The following is a 17,963-nucleotide window of genomic DNA, read 5'->3' as shown; positions in this document are numbered from 1 at the left end:
TTTGCATGGGGTTATGATCAAAATCAGAGTTTGGCATGAGTCATGCTCTACACTCAGTACCCGAATGCGCAACCGCTTCATTGCTGTGTTCGCTGAACGAAAGAGCCCGCCAACGGCTCAATAAGAAAAACAACGTCGAGGAAAATTTGATGCGTATCGTTCCCCATCTGTTGGGCGCCGCCATGGCGACCGCTTTGATCAGCACGCCGGCCCTTGCCGCCGAACTGACCGGCACCCTGAAGAAAATCAACGACTCGGGCACCATTACCCTGGGGCACCGCGACGCTTCCATCCCGTTCTCCTACATCGCCGACGCTTCGGGCAAACCCGTCGGTTACTCCCACGACATCCAGCTGGCTATCGTCGAGGCCCTGAAAAAGGACCTGAACAAGCCGGACCTGAAGGTCAAATACAACCTGGTCACCTCGCAGACCCGCATCCCGCTGGTGCAGAACGGCACCGTTGACGTCGAGTGCGGTTCCACCACCAACAACCTCGAGCGCCAGCAACAGGTCGACTTCTCGGTCGGCATCTTCGAGATCGGTACCCGCCTGCTGTCCAAAAAGGATTCCTCCTACAAGGACTTCCCGGACCTGGCCGGTAAGAACGTGGTGACCACCGCCGGTACCACATCCGAGCGCATCCTCAAGTCGATGAACGCCGACAAGCAGATGAAGATGAACGTCATCTCCGCCAAGGACCACGGCGAGTCGTTCCAGATGCTCGAGTCCGGCCGCGCCGTCGCCTTCATGATGGACGACGCCCTGCTCGCCGGCGAAATGGCCAAGGCCAAGAAGCCGACCGACTGGGCCGTGACCGGTACCCCGCAGTCCTATGAAATCTACGGCTGCATGGTGCGCAAGGGCGATGCCCCGTTCAAGAAAGCGGTCGATGACGCCATCGTCGCCCTGTACAAGTCGGGTGAGATCAACAAGATCTACGACAAGTGGTTCAACCAGCCAATCCCGCCTAAAGGCCTGAACCTGATGTTCCCCATGAGCGACGAGCTAAAGGCGCTGATCGCCAATCCTACCGACAAAGCTGCAGACGAAAAGAAGTCCTGACCCCCAGCTAGTTAGTGTCTAACCTTTCATCCGAGGGCGCCCAGCGCCCCCGGATGCTCGAAGGTGCCCGTGAAACAACCGATCTGAGGGGAGACCCCGATGAATTACAACTGGGACTGGGGCGTTTTTTTCAAGTCCACCGGCGTTGGCAGCGAGACCTACCTGGACTGGTATATCACCGGCCTGGGCTGGACCATCCTGATCGCCGTTGCCGCCTGGATCATTGCGCTGCTGCTGGGCTCGGTGCTCGGCGTCATGCGTACCGTACCGAACCGTCTGGTGTCGGGTATCGCCACGTGCTACGTGGAACTGTTTCGCAATGTGCCGCTGCTGGTGCAGCTGTTCATCTGGTACTTCCTGGTACCCGACCTGCTGCCCGAAGGCCTGCAGGAGTGGTACAAGCAGGACCTCAACCCGACCACCTCGGCGCTGATCAGCGTGGTCATCTGCCTGGGGCTGTTCACCGCTGCACGGGTGTGCGAGCAGGTGCGCACCGGCATCCAGGCGCTGCCCCGTGGCCAGGAAGCCGCTGCCCGCGCCATGGGCTTCAGCCTGCCGCAGATCTACAACAACGTGCTGCTGCCGCAAGCCTACCGGATCATCATTCCGCCGCTTACCTCCGAATTCCTGAACGTGTTCAAGAACTCCTCGGTGGCGTCGCTGATCGGCCTGATGGAGCTGCTGGCACAGACCAAGCAGACCGCCGAGTTCTCGGCCAACCTGTTCGAGGCCTTCACCCTGGCCACGCTGATCTACTTCACCCTGAACATGGGGCTGATGCTGCTGATGCGCCTGGTCGAGAAGAAAGTCGCGGTGCCGGGCCTGATCTCCGTGGGGGGTAAATAATGGACATGGATTTCAGTGGAATCGTGCCAGCCCTGCCGGGCCTGTGGAACGGCATGAAGATGACCCTGCAACTGATGCTCATGGGCATCATTGGCGGCATCGCGCTGGGTACCGTGCTGGCACTGATGCGGTTGTCGTCGAGCAAGCTGCTTTCACGCCTGGCCGGCGCCTACGTGAACTACTTTCGCTCCATCCCGCTGCTGCTGGTGATCACCTGGTTCTACCTGGCGGTACCGTTCGTGCTGCGCTGGATCACCGGCGAAGACACCCCGGTGGGTGCATTCACCTCCTGCGTCGTGGCATTCATGATGTTCGAGGCGGCGTACTTCTGCGAAATCGTGCGGGCCGGCGTGCAGTCGATCTCCAAGGGCCAGATGGCGGCTGCCCAGGCACTGGGCATGAACTACGCGCAGACCATGCGCCTGATCATCCTGCCCCAGGCATTTCGCAAGATGACCCCGCTGCTGCTGCAGCAGAGCATCATCCTGTTCCAGGACACCTCGCTGGTCTACACCGTGGGCCTGGTGGACTTCCTCAACTCGGCACGGGCCAGTGGCGACATCATCGGGCGCTCCAACGAGTTCCTGCTGTTTGCCGGCGCCGTGTACTTTGTCATCAGCTTCTCCGCTTCCTTCCTGGTCAAGCGTCTGCAGAAAAGGATAACCGTATGATTTCCATCAAGAACGTCAACAAGTGGTACGGCGATTTCCAGGTTCTGACCGACTGCAGCACCGAGGTCAAGAAAGGCGAAGTGGTGGTGGTGTGCGGGCCGTCTGGCTCGGGCAAGTCCACCCTGATCAAGTGCGTCAACGCGCTGGAACCGTTCCAGAAGGGCGACATCGTGGTCGACGGCACCTCGATCGCCGACCCCAAGACCAACCTGCCCAAGCTGCGCTCGCGGGTCGGCATGGTGTTCCAGCACTTCGAACTGTTCCCGCACCTGACCATCACCGAGAACCTGACCATCGCGCAGATCAAGGTGCTGGGCCGCAGCAAGGAAGAAGCCACCAAGAAGGGCCTGCAACTGCTTGAGCGCGTCGGCCTGTCGGCCCATGCGCACAAGCACCCCGGCCAGCTCTCCGGCGGCCAGCAGCAGCGCGTGGCCATCGCCCGCGCCCTGGCCATGGATCCGATCGTGATGCTGTTCGACGAACCCACCTCGGCCCTGGACCCGGAAATGGTCAGCGAGGTACTCGACGTGATGGTGCAACTGGCCCACGAAGGCATGACCATGATGTGCGTGACCCACGAAATGGGCTTTGCGCGCAAAGTGGCCAACCGGGTGATCTTCATGGACAAGGGCAACATCATCGAAGACTGCACCAAGGAAGAGTTCTTCGGTGACCAGAGCGTGCGCGACGAGCGTACCCAGCACTTCCTCAGCAAGATCCTGCAGCACTGATGCCGCCCGGTGCCCCTGCCCGGCCCACGCCGGGCAGAGGGCGCTGGTCGTGACAAGGCCACTGTGATGAAATGCGATCCCACGCTCTTTCGCCCAGCCAAGCCTGACCTTGCCGTGAAACCTCGCCTGATCCGCCACCTGTTCCTGCCCCCACTGGTCCTGCTGCTGATGATCGGCCTGGGTGTGGTCGGCTACCTGATCAGCGAGCACAACGGCATCCGCACCCTCAGCGAGACCGGCGAGCGTCAGCTTGAACTGCATGCCCGCGCGGTCGAGAGCGAGATCAGCAAGTACACCTACCTGCCCAGCCTGCTGGAACTCGAAGACAGCGTCTCCAGCCTGCTGAACTCCACCGATGGCGACCAGCGCCAGGCGGTCAACGAATACCTCGAAGGGCTCAACCGGCGCAGCCGCAGCCGCGCCATCTATGTGCTCGACACCACCGGCCGGGTGCAGGCCACCAGCAACTGGCGCGACGTCGACAGTTACCTGGGCGAAGACCTCTCGTTCCGTGCCTATTTCCAGAATGCCGTGCGCGGCCAGCCCGGGCGCTTCTACGGCATCGGCAGCACCACCGGCGAACCTGGCTACTACCTGGCCCATGGCCTGGAAGAACACGGCAAGATCATCGGCGTGGCGGTGATCAAGGTGCGCCTGGAAGCCCTCGAAGAGCGCTGGCAGCGAGCCCGCCTGGAAGCCTTCGTCAGCGACGAGAACGGCATCATCATCCTCTCCAGCGACCCGGCGCGGCGGCTGAAGTCGGTGCGCCCGCTGACCCCGGAAATCAAGGAGCGCCTGGCGCGCAGCCTGCAGTACTACTGGTTCCCGCTCAACGAACTGCAGCCGCTGGCGCGCGAGAAGCTCGCCGACGGGGTCGAGAAGCTGACCTTTCCGGCCAATGCCGAACTGGGCGACAGCAACCGCAAGGTCACCTACCTGGCCCAGACCCGGCGCCTGAGCGACACGCCCTGGCACTTCACCCTGCTGACCCCGCTGCAGGACCTGCGCCACGAATCGATGATCCAGGGCGTGCTGGTGGCCGTGGCCTTCGCCCTGCTGGCGATCCTGCTGATAGCCTGGAACGAGCGGCGCAAGGTGATCGCCACCCGCCTGGCCGCCCGCGAGGCGCTGGAAGAAGCCAACAACCAGCTCGAACGCAAGATTGCCGAGCGCACCGCCGACCTGCGTGCCAGCAACGAACGCCTCAAGGGCCAGATCCGCGAACGCCGGCACGCCGAGCAGACCCTGCGCCATGCCCAGGACGAACTGGTGCAGGCCGGCAAGCTGGCGGCCATCGGGCAGATGTCGACCAGCATCGCCCATGAGCTGAACCAGCCGCTGGCGGCGCTGCGCACCCTGTCGGGCAACACCGTGCGCTTTCTGCAGCGCGGTGCGCTGGAAACCGCCAGCGCCAACCTGCTGACCATGAACGAACTGATCGACCGCATGGGCCGTATCACCGCCAGCCTGCGCTCGTTCGCCCGGCGCGGCGACGACCGTGGCCAGGCCTCGCTGGAAAAGGCCGTGACCGCCGCCCTGCAACTGCTCAATGCGCGCATCGAGGGCTGTCACCTGAAACTGCACCTCGAGTACGCCGACCAGCAACTGACCATCGACCAGACCCGCCTGGAGCAGATCCTGGTCAACCTGATCGGCAACGCCCTGGATGCCATGGCCGCGGTGCCGCTGCCGCAACTCTGGCTCGAAGGCGAGCTGGTGGGCGACAAGTACCGCCTGCGCGTGCGCGACAACGGCCATGGCATCGACGATGAAGCGCGCAAGCACCTGTTCGAACCGTTTTTCACCACCAAACCGGGCGAGCACGGCCTGGGCCTGGGCCTGACCCTGTCGGCCAGCCTCGCCGCTGCAGCCGGCGGTACCCTGAACGTCGAACACCCCGCCAGCGGCGGTACCGCGTTCGTGCTCAGCCTGCCGCTGGTCGATACCCCCACTGAACCTGCCGAGTCCCTATGACCCCATCGCCCCTTACCGTCCTGATCGTCGAAGACGATCCGCATGTGTTGCTCGGGTGCCAGCAGGCGCTGGCCCTGGAAGATATCGCCTGCGAAGGCGTCGGCAGTGCCGAACAGGCACTGGAGCGCATCGGCGATGATTTCGCCGGCATCGTGGTCAGCGATATCCGCCTGCCGGGCATCGATGGCCTGGAACTGCTCAGCCGCCTCAAGGCCCGCGACAAGAGCCTGCCGGTGGTGCTGATCACCGGCCACGGCGACATCGACATGGCCGTGGGCGCCATGCGCAACGGCGCCTACGACTTCATGGAAAAGCCCTTCTCGCCGGAGCGCCTGGTGGATGTGGTGCGCCGGGCGCTGGAACAGCGCGGCCTGGCCCGCGAAGTGTTCTCGCTGCGCCGCCAGCTGGCCGAGCGCAGCACTCTGGAGGGGCGCATCATCGGCCGCTCGCCGGCCATGCAGAACCTGCGCGAGCTGATCGCCAACGTCGCCGATACCTCGGCCAACGTGCTGATCGAGGGCGAGACCGGCACCGGCAAGGAGCTGGTCGCGCGCTGCCTGCACGACTTCAGCCGGCGCCAGAGCCAGCCCTTCGTGGCGTTGAACTGCGGCGGCCTGCCGGAGAACCTGTTCGAGACCGAAATCTTCGGCCACGAAGCCAACGCCTTCACGGGTGCCGGCAAGCGCCGCATCGGCAAGATCGAACACGCCAACGGCGGCACGCTGTTTCTCGACGAAGTCGAGAGCATGCCGCTCAACCTGCAGATCAAGCTGCTGCGCGTGTTGCAGGAGCGCACCCTGGAACGCCTGGGTTCGAACCAGAGCATTGCGGTGGATTGCCGGGTGATCGCCGCCACCAAATCGGACCTGGATGCCCTCGGCCAGACCGGCCAGTTTCGCAGCGACCTGTACTACCGCCTCAACGTGGTGACCCTGGAACTGCCGCCGCTGCGCGAGCGCCGCGAAGACATCCTGCAACTGTTCGAGCACTTCCTGCAGCAGTCGGCCCTGCGCTTCGACCGCGAGGCACCGCCGCTGGACAGCCAGACCCTGTCGCGCCTGATGGCCCATGACTGGCCGGGCAACGTGCGCGAGCTTCGCAACGTGGCCGAACGCCACGCCCTGGGCCTGCCGGCGTTCAAGAAGGCCGGCGCCAATGTGGCGCAAAGCCTGGGCTTTGCCGAGGCGGTCGAGGCCTTCGAGCGCAACCTGCTCAGCGACGCCCTGCAGCGCACCGGCGGCAACCTCAGCCAGGCCAGCCAGGAGCTGGGCATGGCCAAGACCACCCTGTTCGACAAAGTCAAAAAATACGGCCTGGCCTGAGCGAGCGTTTCGATGGACATGATTCTCAAGGCCTGCCTGGGCGCCGTGGTGGTGCTGATCATCGCGGCCCTGGCCAAGACCCGCAATTACTACGTGGCCGGGCTGGTGCCGCTGTTTCCCACCTTTGCCCTGATTGCCCACTACATCATCGGCAAGGGCCGCTCGCTGGAGGATCTGAAGGCCACCATCGTGTTCGGCATGTGGTCGATCATCCCCTACTTCGTGTACCTGGCCGCGCTGTACGTGCTGGTCGACCGCCTGCGCCTGGAGCTGTCACTGGCGCTGGCGGCAGTGGCCTGGCTGATCGCCGCCACCGTGCTGGTCAGCGTATGGGTACGCCTGCACTAGCGTTGGGCCAGATGGCCCAGCTCTTCGCGGTGCGCCTTCAGGTAAGGCAGTACCGCCGCCAGCAGCGGGGCCTTGAACGGCTCCTGGAAGCGGTGCGCCAGGCCCGGTATCAGGCGTAGCTGGCTGCCCTGGATGTGCGCGGCCAGGTGCACGCCGTGCATCACCGGCAACAGCGGGTCGGCCGTGCCGTGCACCACCAAGGCCGGTACCCGCAGGTTGTCGAGCAGCTCGACACGGCTGGGCTCGGCAAGTATGGCCATGACCTGGCGCTGCACGCCTTCGGGGTTGAAGGCCCGGTCGTAGGCGGTGGCGGCCTGCTGCAACAGGGCCTGGCGATCATCCTGCACCTGCGGGCTGCCCAGCGCGGCCAGCAGGTCGGCCTGCTGCTCCAGGGCCACCTGGCGATTCGGCGCACCGCGCCGGGCCAACTGCCGAATCAGCGCCGGCGCAGGCGCCGGCAGCCCCTGTGCACCCGAACTGGACATGATCAGGGTCAGGCTCTCGACCCGCTCGGGCGCCATCGCCGCCAGGTGCTGGGCAATCATTCCACCCATGCTCACCCCCAGCACATGAAAGCGCTGCGCGTGCAGCGCATCCATCAGCGCCAGGCCGTCAACGGCCATGTCGCTCAGGCTGTAGGGCGCCGCCACCGGCAGGCCGAGCCGGTAGCGCAGCGCCTCGACCGTCAGGTTGGCCTGGGCGGGGGGCTGGTTCCAGCGCGACAGGCCGACGTCGCGGTTGTCGTAGCGGATCACCCTGAAGCCCTGCTGGCACAGCGCAAGTACCACCTCGTCGGGCCAGTGGATCAACTGGCCGCCCAGGCCCATGACCAGCAGCAGGGCCGGGTCGCTGTCACGCCCGATGCTCTGATAGGCCAGGCTGACCGGCCCCGCCTCGGCGTATCGGATAGCTGAAGTGATGTCGCAGCGAGGCGCCGCGAACGAAGAAAAGGCGCTGCACAGCGCCACCAGAAACAGGATTGCCCGCATGAAAGAAACACCAGAGTGCAGTTCGCCAGTAAAGCGCGAGTCTGATGAAGTTCATGCCGGCGCGCTGCCACAGATCGGTGACCGTTTGATGACAACTGCCGGGCGGTCGACAGCATCGTCAACATGAGACAAACTCAACGAATTGTCTCATCCATCAAATTCTGTTCATGGAGCACCCTGGTGCTGGAAATTCGCCACCTCAAGACCCTGCACGCCCTGCGCGAAGCCGACAGCCTGGTGGAGGCCGCCGAGCGCCTGCACCTGACCCAGTCGGCGTTGTCCCACCAGTTCAAGGAACTCGAAGAACGCCTGGGCATGCAGCTGTTCACCCGCAAGACCAAGCCGATCCGCTTCACCAGCGCCGGCCTGCGCCTGCTGCAACTGGCCGACGCCACCCTGCCGCTGCTGCGCGGCGCCGAACGGGACATTGCGCGCCTGGCCGGCGGCACTGCCGGGCGCCTGCACATGGCCATCGAGTGCCACAGCTGCTTCCAGTGGCTGATGCCCACCATCGACCAGTTCCGCGATGCCTGGCCAGAGGTGGAGCTGGACCTGGCCTCGGGCTTCGCCTTCGCCCCGCTGCCGGCCCTGGCCCGTGGCGACCTGGACCTGGTGGTGACCTCCGACCCGCTGGAGCTGACCGGTATCACCTACGTGCCGCTGTTCACCTACGAGGCGATGCTGGCGGTGGCCAACCAGCACGTACTGGCCTCCAGGCCCTACGTGGTGCCGCAGGACCTGGCCACGGAAACCCTGATCACCTACCCGGTGGAACGCGACCGCCTGGACATCTTCACGCGCTTTCTGGAGCCTGCCGACATCGAGCCCGGGCAGGTGCGCACCGCCGAGCTGACGGTGATGATGATGCAGTTGGTGGCCAGCGGACGCGGGGTATGCGGCATGCCGCACTGGGCCCTGCACGAGTACAGCTCGCGCGGCTACGTGAAGGGCAAGCGCCTGGGTGAAAAGGGCCTGTTCGCCACGCTGTACGCCGCAGTGCGCAGCGACATGCTCGATGCACCGTACATGCGCGACTTTCTGCTGACCGCCAAGGACACCTCGTTCTCGACCCTAGATGGGGTCAGTGCAGTGCGCTGAAGGTTCAAGCGGCAAGCATCAAGCCAGTTTGCGTTGTTCCTGCACCAGGCGCAGCGCAAGGGCCGCCAGCACAAAGCCCATCACGTAGCGCTGCAACATCAGCCACAGCGGGTAGCGCGCGAACCAGGCCGACAGGCCGGCGGCGAACAGTGCGATCAGCAGGTTCACGGTGAAGCTCACGCCGATCTGGGTCAGGCCCAGGGTCAGGCTCTGCGCCAGCACCGAGCCGTGCTCGGGCGAAATGAACTGCGGCAGCACCGACAGGTAGAACACCGCCACCTTGGGGTTCAGCACGCTGGTCAGAAACCCCATCGTCACCAGCCGCGCCGGTGAATCCGGGGCCAGCTCACGGGGCTCGAACGGCGAGCGCGCACCCGGCTTGACCGCCTGCCAGGCCATCCACAGCAAGTAGCCGGCACCGGCCCAGCGCAGCAGGTCGTAACCCAGCGGCACGGCCATGAACAACGCGGTGAGGCCCACAGCTGCGGCCGTCATGTGCACCAGAAACCCGCCCACCACACCGATCAGCGACGTCACGCCGGCCATGCGCCCCTGGCAGATCGAGCGCGAGATCAGGTAGATCATGTTCGGCCCGGGGGTCAGTACCATCAGCAGCGCGGCGCCACTGAACAGCAGCCATTCGTGCAGCGGGATCATTGCGCGGCCCGTTGCAGGTGCAGCGGCAGGATCAGGTCGCGGGTCAGCGGCGCCAGTTCGAGGTGATCCACCTGGTGGGCGTCGACCCAGCAGGCTTCCTCGATTTCCGCTGCGGGTTCAAGCGTCAGGTCGGTGTGCAACTGAAACAGCTCGGCCTGCACTTCGAAACCCGGCTCGTTGGCCGCCGGTGCGCTGAACTGGCCCAGGTACTGCGCCTGCTGCGGGTCGATGCGCAGGCCCAGCTCTTCGAACAGCTCGCGGGCCAGGGCATCGACGGGTTGCTCGTGGGGTTCGATCTTGCCGCCAGGCTGCATGAAGGCCAGGGTGCCGCGCTTGCGTACCAACAGGGTACGGCCCTGAGCATCGAGCAACAGGGCAGCGGCGATACGGATGGTTTTGCTCATGGTAGGCGGCTCGTGGCGGGGAAGGCGCGCTAGGATCACATGCTGGCGCAGGGCTTTCAATCTTGCTGAGCGCTTCGCCGGCAAGGCCGGCTCCCACAGGTTCGGCGCATTCCTTGTAGGAGCCGGCCTTGCCGGCGAAGCGGCCGCAGCAGCCTGACGAAAGCCCCTTGCAACCAGGGCGCAACGGCCGCATAAACAGCTGATGAACCTGCCCGCCCGCAATCACCCGGTACTCGATGCCTTCCACCCCGCCGTCCGTGCCTGGTTCCAGCACCGTTTCGCCACGGTGACCGCCGCCCAGGCCCAGGCGTGGCCGCTGATCCGCAGCGGGCAATCGCTGCTGGTGGCGGCCCCCACCGGCTCCGGCAAGACCCTCACCGCGTTCCTCGCGGTCCTCGACGAACTCTTCACCCAGGCCCTGCAAGCCGGCGGCGAGCTGCCCGAACAGACGCTGGTGGTGTACGTCTCGCCGCTCAAGGCGCTGTCCAACGACATCCAGCTCAACCTGCAGGCCCCCCTGGCCGGTATCAGCGCCGAACTGGCCGCCCTCGGGCTGCCCACCCCTACCCTGCGCACCGCAGTGCGCAGCGGCGATACCCCGCAGAAGGAACGCGCGGCCATGCGCCGCCAGCCCCCGCATATCCTGGTGACCACCCCCGAGTCGCTGTACGTGCTGCTCGGCTCGACGTCCGGGCGCCAGGGCCTGGCCTCGGTGCACACGGTAATCGTCGACGAGATCCACGCCGTGGCCGGCAACAAGCGCGGCAGCCACCTGGCGTTGAGCCTGGAACGCCTGCAGGCGCTGTGCCAGCGCCCGCTGCGGCGCATCGGCCTGTCGGCCACCCAGCGTCCGATCGAGCGGGTGGCGCAGTACCTGGTGGGCCATCAGCGCCCCTGCGCCCTGGTGGATATCGGCCATGCGCGCCAGCGCGACCTGGCCATCGAGGTACCGCGCGCGCCACTGGGCGCGGTGATGGCCAACGATGTGTGGGAGCTGGTCTACGATCGCCTCGCGCAACTGGCCCGCGAGCATCGCACCACCCTGGTGTTCGTCAACACCCGGCGCCTGGCCGAGCGCCTGGCGCGCCACCTGAGCGAGCGCCTGGGGCGCGAGGCGGTGGCCGCGCACCATGGCAGCCTGGCCAAGGAATTTCGCCTCGACGCCGAGCAGCGTCTCAAGCGCGGCGAGCTGCAGGTGCTGGTGGCCACCGCCTCGCTGGAGCTGGGCATCGACATCGGCGAGGTCGACCTGGTGTGCCAGATCGGCTCGCCTGGCTCGATTGCCGCGCTGCTGCAGAGGGTTGGCCGCTCCGGCCACCAGGTGGACGGCACCCCCAAGGGTCGTGTGTTCGCCACCACCCGCGACGAGCTGATCGAGTGCGTGGCCCTGCTCGACTGCGTGCGCCGTGGCGAGCTGGACGAGCTGCATATCCCCAACGCACCGCTGGACGTGCTGGCCCAGCAGATCGTCGCCGAGGTCAGTTGCCAGCCCTGGGACGAACAGGCGCTGTTTGCGTGCCTCACCTGTGCGATGCCCTACGCCAATCTCGACCAGACGCATTACCAGGCCCTGCTGCGCATGCTCGCCGAAGGCTACAGCGGGCGCCAGGGCGTGCGCGGCGCGTACCTGCACCGCGATGCGGTCAGTGCCCAGTTGCGTGGAAGGCGCGGCAGCCAGCTGGCTGCCCTGACCAGTGGCGGGGCGATACCGGACAACGCCGACTACCGCGTGCTGCTCGAACCCCAGGCCTTGAACATCGGCAGCGTGAACGAAGACTTCGCGGTGGAGAGCATCGCCGGCGACATCTTCCAGCTGGGCAACGCGTCGTACCGCATCCTGCGCGTGGAGGCCGGCAAGGTACGGGTAGAGGATGCCCACGGGCAACCGCCGACCATCCCCTTCTGGCTGGGCGAGGCGCCGGGGCGCAGCGACGAGCTGTCCTTCGCGGTGGCACGCCTGCAAGCCGAAATCGACCAGCGCCTGGATATTAGCGGCGGCCAGCTGCAACCGCTGCTGACCTGGCTGCACGCCACGCTCGGGCTGAACGCGGACAGCGCCGAGCAACTGCTCGACTACCTGGCCCGCACCCGCCAGGCCCTCGGCGCCCTGCCCTCGCAGGACACGCTGATCATGGAGCGCTTTTTCGATGAGTCCGGCGGTACCCAGCTGATCATCCACTCGCCCTTCGGCAGCCGCATCAACCGCGCCTGGGGGCTGGCACTGCGCAAGCGCTTCTGTCGCACCTTCAACTTCGAGTTGCAGGCGGCAGCCAGCGAGGATGCGCTGATCCTGTCGCTGTCGGCCGGCCACAGTTTTGCCCTGGAAGAGGTGTGGCGCTACATTTCCAGCGCCAGTGCCGAGCACCTGCTGACCCAGGCCGTGCTCGATGCGCCGCTGTTCGGCGTGCGCTGGCGCTGGAACGCCGGGGTGTCGCTGGCACTGCCGCGCTATGCCGGCGGGCGCAAGGTCGCCCCGCAGATCCAGCGCATGAAAAGCGAAGACCTCACCGCTGCCGTGTTCCCCGACCAACTGGCGTGCCTGGAAAACATCGTCGGCGAGCGCGAGATTCCCGACCACCCGCTGGTGGAGCAGACCCTCGACGACTGCCTGCACGAGGCGATGGATTGCGAGGGCTGGCTGAACCTGCTGCGGCGCATCGAAGACAAGCGCATCCGCCTGATCTGCCGCGACCTGCCGGCGCCTTCGCCCCTGGCGGCGGCGATCCTGAATGCACGTCCATACGCCTTTCTCGATGACGCACCGCTGGAAGAGCGGCGCACCCAGGCCGTGCTCAACCGGCGCTGGAGCGACCCGCAAAGTGCCGACGACCTGGGCGCACTGGATCCGCAGGCGATTGCCGCAGTGCGTGCCGAGGCCTGGCCGTTGCCAGGCGGCACCGACGAAATGCACGAGGCACTGATGAGCCTGGCGGCCGTGTGCGATGCCGAGGTGCAGGCCAACCCGGGCTGGCTGGCATGGCTGCAGCAACTGGCCGCCGGCGCACGCGCCTGCCACCTGAAGTTGCCGCAGGGTGGCGGCCTGTGGCTGGCCCGCGAACGCCTGCCGTGGCTGCTGGCGCTGTACCCGCAAGCGGCGCCCACCCCATTGCCCGGGTTCGATCAGCCCATCGATGCCGACAGTGCTGCCGTGGAACTGCTGCGCGCGCGCCTGAGCGGCTTCGGCCCGCTGACCAGCAGCGAGATCGGCGCGCCGCTGTGCTTGAGCCCCTCACAGGTCGAGCAGGCCATGCTGCGCCTGGAAGCGGAGGGCTATGTGATGCGCGGGCACTTCAGCCCGGGCCACACCCCTGAACAATGGTGCGAACGCCACCTGCTGGCGCGCATCCACCGCTACACGCTCAAGCGCCTGCGCCGCGAAATCGAGCCGGTCAGCCTGCAGGACTTCATGCGCTTTCTGTTCGACTGGCAGCACCTTTCGCCCGGCACCCGGCTGGAGGGCCCGGCGGCGCTGGGCGAGGCGCTGACCCAACTGGAAGGCTTCGCCGCAGCGGCCTCGGCCTGGGAAAGCGACCTGCTGCCGAGCCGGCTGCGCGACTACAGCGGGCAGTGGCTGGACGATGCCTGCCGGGCCGGCAAGTTCGTGTGGGCTCGCCTGGCCCCTTCGGGCAAGGCTGCGGCCAGTACCCTGCGCAGCACCCCTGTCGTGCTGCTGCCACGGGCGCGGCTGGGGTTGTGGCGAGCACTGGCCGCCACCGACGACGCCCCGGCACCGTCGCCCCGCGCGCAACGTGTACTGGCCGCGCTCAGCGAGCACGGCGCACTGTTTTTCGATGAACTGCGCGACGAGGCACGCCTGTTGCCCAGCGAGCTGGAGACAGCCCTGCAGGAACTGGTGGCGGCCGGGCAGATCAGTGCCGACAGCTTTGCCGGCCTGCGTGCACTGATCACCCCGGCCAGCAAGCGCCAGGCACGCAGCCATCGGCGTGGTCGCGGGGCATTCAGTGGCGGCATGGAGGACGCCGGGCGCTGGGCATTGCTGCGCCGCGCCGGCACGCCGGCCGAGGACGCCCTGGAACAGGTGGCCCTGACCTTGCTGCGCCGCTATGGCGTGGTGTGCTGGCGGCTGCTCGAACGCGAGGCCGACTGGCTGCCGAGCTGGCGGGACCTGCTGCGCACGTTGCACCGCCTGGAGGCGCGTGGCGAGATCCGTGGCGGTCGCTTCATCAGCGGGCTGGCCGGCGAACAGTTCGCCTTGCCCGAGGCCATCGGCGTATTGCGCGAAGTACGCAGGCGCCCGCTGGATGGCAGCCTGGTGGCGGTGAGTGCCAGCGACCCGCTGAACCTGGTGGGCACCTTGCTGCCCGGCAGCAAGGTGGCAGCGGTGAGCGGCAACCGGGTGGTGTACCGCGACGGCGTGGCGGTGGCGGCACGGGTGGCGGGCAAGGCGCAGTACTGGGTGCAGGAGGATGCGGCGCTGCGTGAGCGGGTGGTGCGCGATGTCCATCACTGATCCCGAAGCTTTGCGGTGTGTGCAGGAGCCGGCATTGCCGGCGAAGGCCGCAACGCTGTCTTGATGGGTTCACTGGCATCCAATCCCCCATTCGATATAAGGTCTTGGATTGCCTGCAAAAGGAACCCGCATGAGCCTCTCCCTCCTCAGCCGTTATGCCTTCTTCGCCGCGTGTGTCGTGTTCACCCTCGCCAGCCTGCCGTTCCTGCACCACGACTGGCTGTGGCCCTTCACCCTGGTCACCGGCCTGCTCAGCCTGCTGGGCCTGTTCGACCTGCTGCAGAGCCGCCATGCGGTGCGGCGCAACTACCCGATCCTGGGCAATATCCGTTACCTGGTGGAGGGCATCCGCCCGGAAATCCGCCAGTACCTGCTCGAATCCGACAGCGATGCGCTGCCCTTCTCCCGCGCCCAGCGCTCGCTGGTGTACTCGCGGGCCAAGAACGAAACCGCCGACAAGCCGTTCGGCACCCTGATCGACGTCTACCAGTCGGGCTTCGAGTTCATCGGCCACTCCATGCGCCCGGCACCGCTCAGCGACCCCGAGAGCTTTCGGGTGATCGTCGGCGGCCCGCAGTGCACCCAGCCCTATTCGGCCTCGGTGTTCAACATCTCGGCCATGAGTTTCGGCTCGCTCAGCGCCAACGCCATTCGCGCCCTCAACCAGGGTGCCAAGCTTGGCAACTTCGCGCATGACACCGGCGAGGGCAGCATCAGCCCCTACCATCGCGAACATGGCGGCGACCTGACCTGGGAACTGGGCAGCGGCTACTTCGGCTGCCGCACCTCGGACGGTCGCTTCGACCCCGAGCGCTTCGCGCAGCAGGCCAGCAGCCCGCAGGTGCGCATGATCGAAATCAAGATGAGCCAGGGCGCCAAGCCCGGCCACGGCGGGATCCTGCCCAAGCACAAGGTGACCCAGGAAATCGCCGACACCCGCGGCATCATGATGGGCGAAGACTGCATCTCGCCGTCGCGCCACAGCGCGTTCTCCACCCCCATCGAGCTGATGCAGTTCATTGCCCAGCTGCGCGAGCTGTCCGGCGGCAAGCCGGTCGGCTTCAAGTTCTGCCTGGGCCACCCGTGGGAGTTCATGGGCATTGCCAAGGCCATGCTCGAGACCGGCATCCTGCCCGACTTCATCGTGGTCGACGGCAAGGAAGGCGGCACCGGCGCCGCGCCGGTGGAGTTCACCGACCACATCGGCGTGCCGCTGCGCGAAGGGCTGCTGTTCGTGCACAACACCCTGGTGGGGCTGAACCTGCGCGACAAGATCAAGCTGGGCGCCAGCGGCAAGATCGTCAGTGCGTTCGATATCGCCAGCGTGCTGGCCATCGGTGCCGACTGGGCCAACTCGGCGCGCGGCTTCATGTTCGCCATCGGCTGCATCCAGTCGCAAAGCTGCCATACCAACAAGTGCCCGACCGGCGTGGCCACCCAGGACGGCCTGCGCCAGCGGGCGCTGGTGGTGCCGGACAAGGCGCAGCGGGTGTTCAGCTTCCACCGCAACACGCTCAAGGCGCTGGCCGAGATGCTCGCCGCCGCCGGGCTGGATCACCCCTCGCAGCTGGAGGCCAAGCACCTGGTGCGGCGCATGTCGGCCACCGAGATCAAGCTGTTCTCGCAGCTGCACGTGTTCCTCAAGCCGGGTGAACTGCTTACCGGCGAGGTGAACGGCGAGTTCTACTCGCGGATGTGGCAGATGGCGCGGGCAGACAGTTTCGAGCCCAACGCCGAAGCGGCGTAACGACGTCGCCGACTCCTCACCTGCAGGAGCCGGCATTGCCGGCGAAGGGGCAGTACAGCCACACAAAAACCTCGGCCTGGGCCGGGGTTGTGTACATCAGGATGCGCTGGATGCCGCCACTGCTTCACTGTCGCCCTTGGGCGCCAGCTTGAACACGTGGTACAGCACCGTCAGCATTACCAGGAACGCCGGGCCGATGAACAGCGCCACGCGGGTTTCCTCGAAGTAGGCCATCAGGCCGACCACCAGGATCAGGAACGCCAGGGCCAGGTAGGAACTCAGCGGCCACAGCCACATGCGGTACTTGAGCGCGGCCCGTTCGGCCTGGCTCAGCCCGGCGCGAAAGCGCAGTTGCGCCAGCAGGATCATCACCCAGGTCCAGATCGCGCCGAAGGTGGCGATCGAGGTCACCCACACGAAGACCTTTTCAGGTACCAGGTAGTTGGCCAGCACGCCCAGCAGCAGCGCGCCGATCGACAGCAGCAGTGCATTGCGCGGCACGCCGTTGCGCGAGGTGCGCGCAAAGCTGGCCGGGGCCTGGCCGTTCTGCGCCAGGCTGTAGAGCATGCGCCCGGTACTGAAGATACCGCCGTTGCACGACGACAGCGCCGCGGTGATCACCACGAAGTTGATGATGCCGGCTGCGGTCTTGATGCCCAGGCGCTCGAAGGTCATCACGAACGGGCTGCCCTGGCTGCCGATCTCGTTCCACGGGTACAGCGACAGGATCACGAACAGCGCGCCGACGTAGAACAGCAGGATGCGCCAGAACACCGAGCCGATGGCCTGCGGGATGGTCTTTTGCGGGTTGCGCGCTTCACCGGCGGTAAGGCCGATCATCTCCACGCCCAGGTAGGCGAACATCACCATCTGCAGCGACATCAGCACGCCGGTCACGCCGTTGGGCATGAAGCCGCCGTGACTCCACAGGTTGGAGATGCCCAGCGCCACACCGTCGTTGCCGAAGCCGAAGGCGATCACGCCGATGCCGCCCAGCACCATGGCGATGATGGTCACGATCTTGATCAGGGCGAACCAGAACTCGAACTCGCCGAAGGCCTTCACCGCCACCAGGTTGATCGCGCCCATGCTGCCCAGCGCCGCCAGCGCCCAGATCCAGCGCGGTACGTCCGGGAACCAGATGCCCATGTAGATGGCCACCGCGGTGATCTCGGCGACACAGGTCACCAGCCACAGGAACCAGTAGTTCCAGCCGGTCAGAAAGCCCGCCAGCGGGCCCAGGTAGTCTTGTGCGTAGCGGCTGAAGGACCCGGCCACCGGGTTGTGCACGGCCATCTCGCCCAGCGCGCGCATGATCACCAGGATCGCCAGGCCGCCGATGATGTAGGACAGCATGATCGCCGGCCCGGCCATTTCGATGGCCTTGGCCGAACCGAGGAACAGCCCGACACCGATACAGGCGCCCAGCGCCATCAGGCGAATGTGACGTTCGCCGAGTTCCCGCTTGAGTGGGCCGCCCTGGGCGGTCTCACCATGAGAAGGGTGGTTGCCGACTGGCATAGGAATACAACCTCATTTTGTTATTGGATATAACCCTTCGTGCAGGCTGTACAGCGCCGATAGGCTGCTGTTTCGCCGCGCCGGGCTCACCTTGTGGGCAAGCACGTCGACCGGTGCGCG

Annotated in this window: 14 protein-coding genes; 10 read left to right on the top strand and 4 right to left on the bottom strand. The window is 66.1% G+C overall.

Annotated elements, in window-relative coordinates:
• Positions 1–149: 149 nt before the first annotated feature.
• The 7 genes from JZZ72_RS07315 to JZZ72_RS07285 all read left to right on the top strand — a co-directional run bounded on the left by JZZ72_RS07315 (position 150) and on the right by JZZ72_RS07285 (position 6,956).
• A complete protein-coding gene (locus JZZ72_RS07315; protein ID WP_043861987.1) occupies positions 150–1,064 on the top strand; it encodes a glutamate/aspartate ABC transporter substrate-binding protein in 915 nt (304 codons plus the stop codon).
• A 99-nt stretch (positions 1,065–1,163) separates the two neighbouring features.
• Positions 1,164–1,910 carry an amino acid ABC transporter permease gene (locus tag JZZ72_RS07310; protein WP_043861988.1) on the top strand — a complete coding sequence of 249 codons (747 nt, stop codon included), beginning with the start codon at positions 1,164–1,166 and terminating at the stop codon, positions 1,908–1,910.
• The gene (locus tag JZZ72_RS07305; RefSeq protein WP_043861989.1) at positions 1,910–2,581 is read left to right on the top strand and encodes an ABC transporter permease subunit; all 672 of its coding nucleotides are present in this window, start codon (positions 1,910–1,912) and stop codon (positions 2,579–2,581) included. Before JZZ72_RS07310 ends, JZZ72_RS07305 begins: the two co-directional genes overlap by 1 nt.
• A complete protein-coding gene (locus JZZ72_RS07300) occupies positions 2,578–3,312 on the top strand; it encodes an amino acid ABC transporter ATP-binding protein (RefSeq protein WP_043861990.1) in 735 nt (244 codons plus the stop codon). The genes JZZ72_RS07305 and JZZ72_RS07300 overlap by 4 nt, the downstream gene beginning before the upstream one ends.
• A 66-nt stretch (positions 3,313–3,378) precedes the next feature.
• Positions 3,379–5,286, top strand: a complete 1,908-nt coding sequence (aauS, locus tag JZZ72_RS07295; protein ID WP_210014236.1) for a two-component sensor histidine kinase AauS — start codon at positions 3,379–3,381, stop codon at positions 5,284–5,286.
• Positions 5,283–6,608 (top strand): two-component response regulator AauR, encoded by a 1,326-nt coding sequence (gene aauR / locus JZZ72_RS07290; RefSeq protein ID WP_043861992.1) that lies wholly within the window; start codon positions 5,283–5,285, stop codon positions 6,606–6,608. The genes aauS and aauR overlap by 4 nt, the downstream gene beginning before the upstream one ends.
• 21 nt (positions 6,609–6,629) lie before the next feature.
• Positions 6,630–6,956 (top strand): GlpM family protein, encoded by a 327-nt coding sequence (locus tag JZZ72_RS07285; RefSeq protein ID WP_173925076.1) that lies wholly within the window; start codon positions 6,630–6,632, stop codon positions 6,954–6,956.
• Here the strand turns inward: JZZ72_RS07285 and JZZ72_RS07280 are convergent.
• On the bottom strand, positions 6,953–7,945 hold the full coding sequence (locus JZZ72_RS07280; protein WP_210014235.1) for an alpha/beta fold hydrolase: 993 nt from the start codon (positions 7,943–7,945) through the stop codon (positions 6,953–6,955). The two genes, JZZ72_RS07285 and JZZ72_RS07280, sit on opposite strands and share 4 nt — an antisense overlap.
• 180 nt (positions 7,946–8,125) lie before the next feature.
• Here JZZ72_RS07280 and metR point away from each other — a divergent pair, with 180 nt between their 5' ends.
• Entirely contained in the window at positions 8,126–9,043 is a 918-nt protein-coding gene (gene metR, locus JZZ72_RS07275; protein ID WP_043861995.1) for a transcriptional regulator MetR, read from the top strand.
• Between the two features lie 18 nt (positions 9,044–9,061).
• Here the strand turns inward: metR and JZZ72_RS07270 are convergent, their stop codons facing one another.
• Both JZZ72_RS07270 and JZZ72_RS07265 read right to left on the bottom strand, forming a co-directional pair.
• Positions 9,062–9,700, bottom strand: coding sequence for a LysE family translocator (locus tag JZZ72_RS07270; RefSeq protein WP_054914755.1), 639 nt, complete (start codon positions 9,698–9,700; stop codon positions 9,062–9,064).
• Complete coding sequence (locus JZZ72_RS07265) at positions 9,697–10,104, bottom strand: NUDIX hydrolase (protein WP_043861997.1); 408 nt, start codon at positions 10,102–10,104, stop codon at positions 9,697–9,699. The genes JZZ72_RS07270 and JZZ72_RS07265 overlap by 4 nt, the downstream gene beginning before the upstream one ends.
• Before the next feature lie 202 nt (positions 10,105–10,306).
• Between JZZ72_RS07265 and JZZ72_RS07260 the strand changes: the two genes are divergently transcribed.
• Together JZZ72_RS07260 and JZZ72_RS07255 are read left to right on the top strand one after the other, a co-directional pair.
• Entirely contained in the window at positions 10,307–14,575 is a 4,269-nt protein-coding gene (locus JZZ72_RS07260) for a DEAD/DEAH box helicase (RefSeq protein ID WP_210014234.1), read from the top strand.
• Positions 14,576–14,705: 130 nt separating this feature from the next.
• Entirely contained in the window at positions 14,706–16,322 is a 1,617-nt protein-coding gene (locus JZZ72_RS07255; RefSeq protein WP_054914757.1) for an FMN-binding glutamate synthase family protein, read from the top strand.
• Positions 16,323–16,418: 96 nt separating this feature from the next.
• Here the strand turns inward: JZZ72_RS07255 and JZZ72_RS07250 are convergent, their stop codons facing one another.
• The gene (locus JZZ72_RS07250) at positions 16,419–17,843 is read right to left on the bottom strand and encodes an amino acid permease (protein WP_043862000.1); all 1,425 of its coding nucleotides are present in this window, start codon (positions 17,841–17,843) and stop codon (positions 16,419–16,421) included.
• Positions 17,844–17,963: the final 120 nt, after the last annotated feature.

The sequence above is a fragment of the Pseudomonas palmensis genome (genome assembly GCF_017848315.1).
Lineage (GTDB): Bacteria > Pseudomonadota > Gammaproteobacteria > Pseudomonadales > Pseudomonadaceae > Aquipseudomonas > Aquipseudomonas palmensis.
This window is presented reverse-complemented; position numbering and strand designations above follow the sequence as displayed.

What these genes read in the sequence shown, in the direction of transcription:
- JZZ72_RS07315 (WP_043861987.1), top strand. Translation starts at nt 150, where the DNA reads ATGCGTATCGTTCCCCATCTGTTGGGCGCCGCCATGGCGACCGCTTTG.
- JZZ72_RS07310 (WP_043861988.1), top strand. Translation starts at nt 1,164, where the DNA reads ATGAATTACAACTGGGACTGGGGCGTTTTTTTCAAGTCCACCGGCGTT.
- JZZ72_RS07305 (WP_043861989.1), top strand. Translation starts at nt 1,910, where the DNA reads ATGGACATGGATTTCAGTGGAATCGTGCCAGCCCTGCCGGGCCTGTGG.
- JZZ72_RS07300 (WP_043861990.1), top strand. Translation starts at nt 2,578, where the DNA reads ATGATTTCCATCAAGAACGTCAACAAGTGGTACGGCGATTTCCAGGTT.
- aauS (WP_210014236.1), top strand. Translation starts at nt 3,379, where the DNA reads ATGAAATGCGATCCCACGCTCTTTCGCCCAGCCAAGCCTGACCTTGCC.
- aauR (WP_043861992.1), top strand. Translation starts at nt 5,283, where the DNA reads ATGACCCCATCGCCCCTTACCGTCCTGATCGTCGAAGACGATCCGCAT.
- JZZ72_RS07280 (WP_210014235.1), bottom strand. Translation starts at nt 7,945, where the DNA reads ATGCGGGCAATCCTGTTTCTGGTGGCGCTGTGCAGCGCCTTTTCTTCG.
- JZZ72_RS07270 (WP_054914755.1), bottom strand. Translation starts at nt 9,700, where the DNA reads ATGATCCCGCTGCACGAATGGCTGCTGTTCAGTGGCGCCGCGCTGCTG.
- JZZ72_RS07265 (WP_043861997.1), bottom strand. Translation starts at nt 10,104, where the DNA reads ATGAGCAAAACCATCCGTATCGCCGCTGCCCTGTTGCTCGATGCTCAG.
- JZZ72_RS07260 (WP_210014234.1), top strand. Translation starts at nt 10,307, where the DNA reads ATGAACCTGCCCGCCCGCAATCACCCGGTACTCGATGCCTTCCACCCC.
- JZZ72_RS07255 (WP_054914757.1), top strand. Translation starts at nt 14,706, where the DNA reads ATGAGCCTCTCCCTCCTCAGCCGTTATGCCTTCTTCGCCGCGTGTGTC.
- JZZ72_RS07250 (WP_043862000.1), bottom strand. Translation starts at nt 17,843, where the DNA reads ATGCCAGTCGGCAACCACCCTTCTCATGGTGAGACCGCCCAGGGCGGC.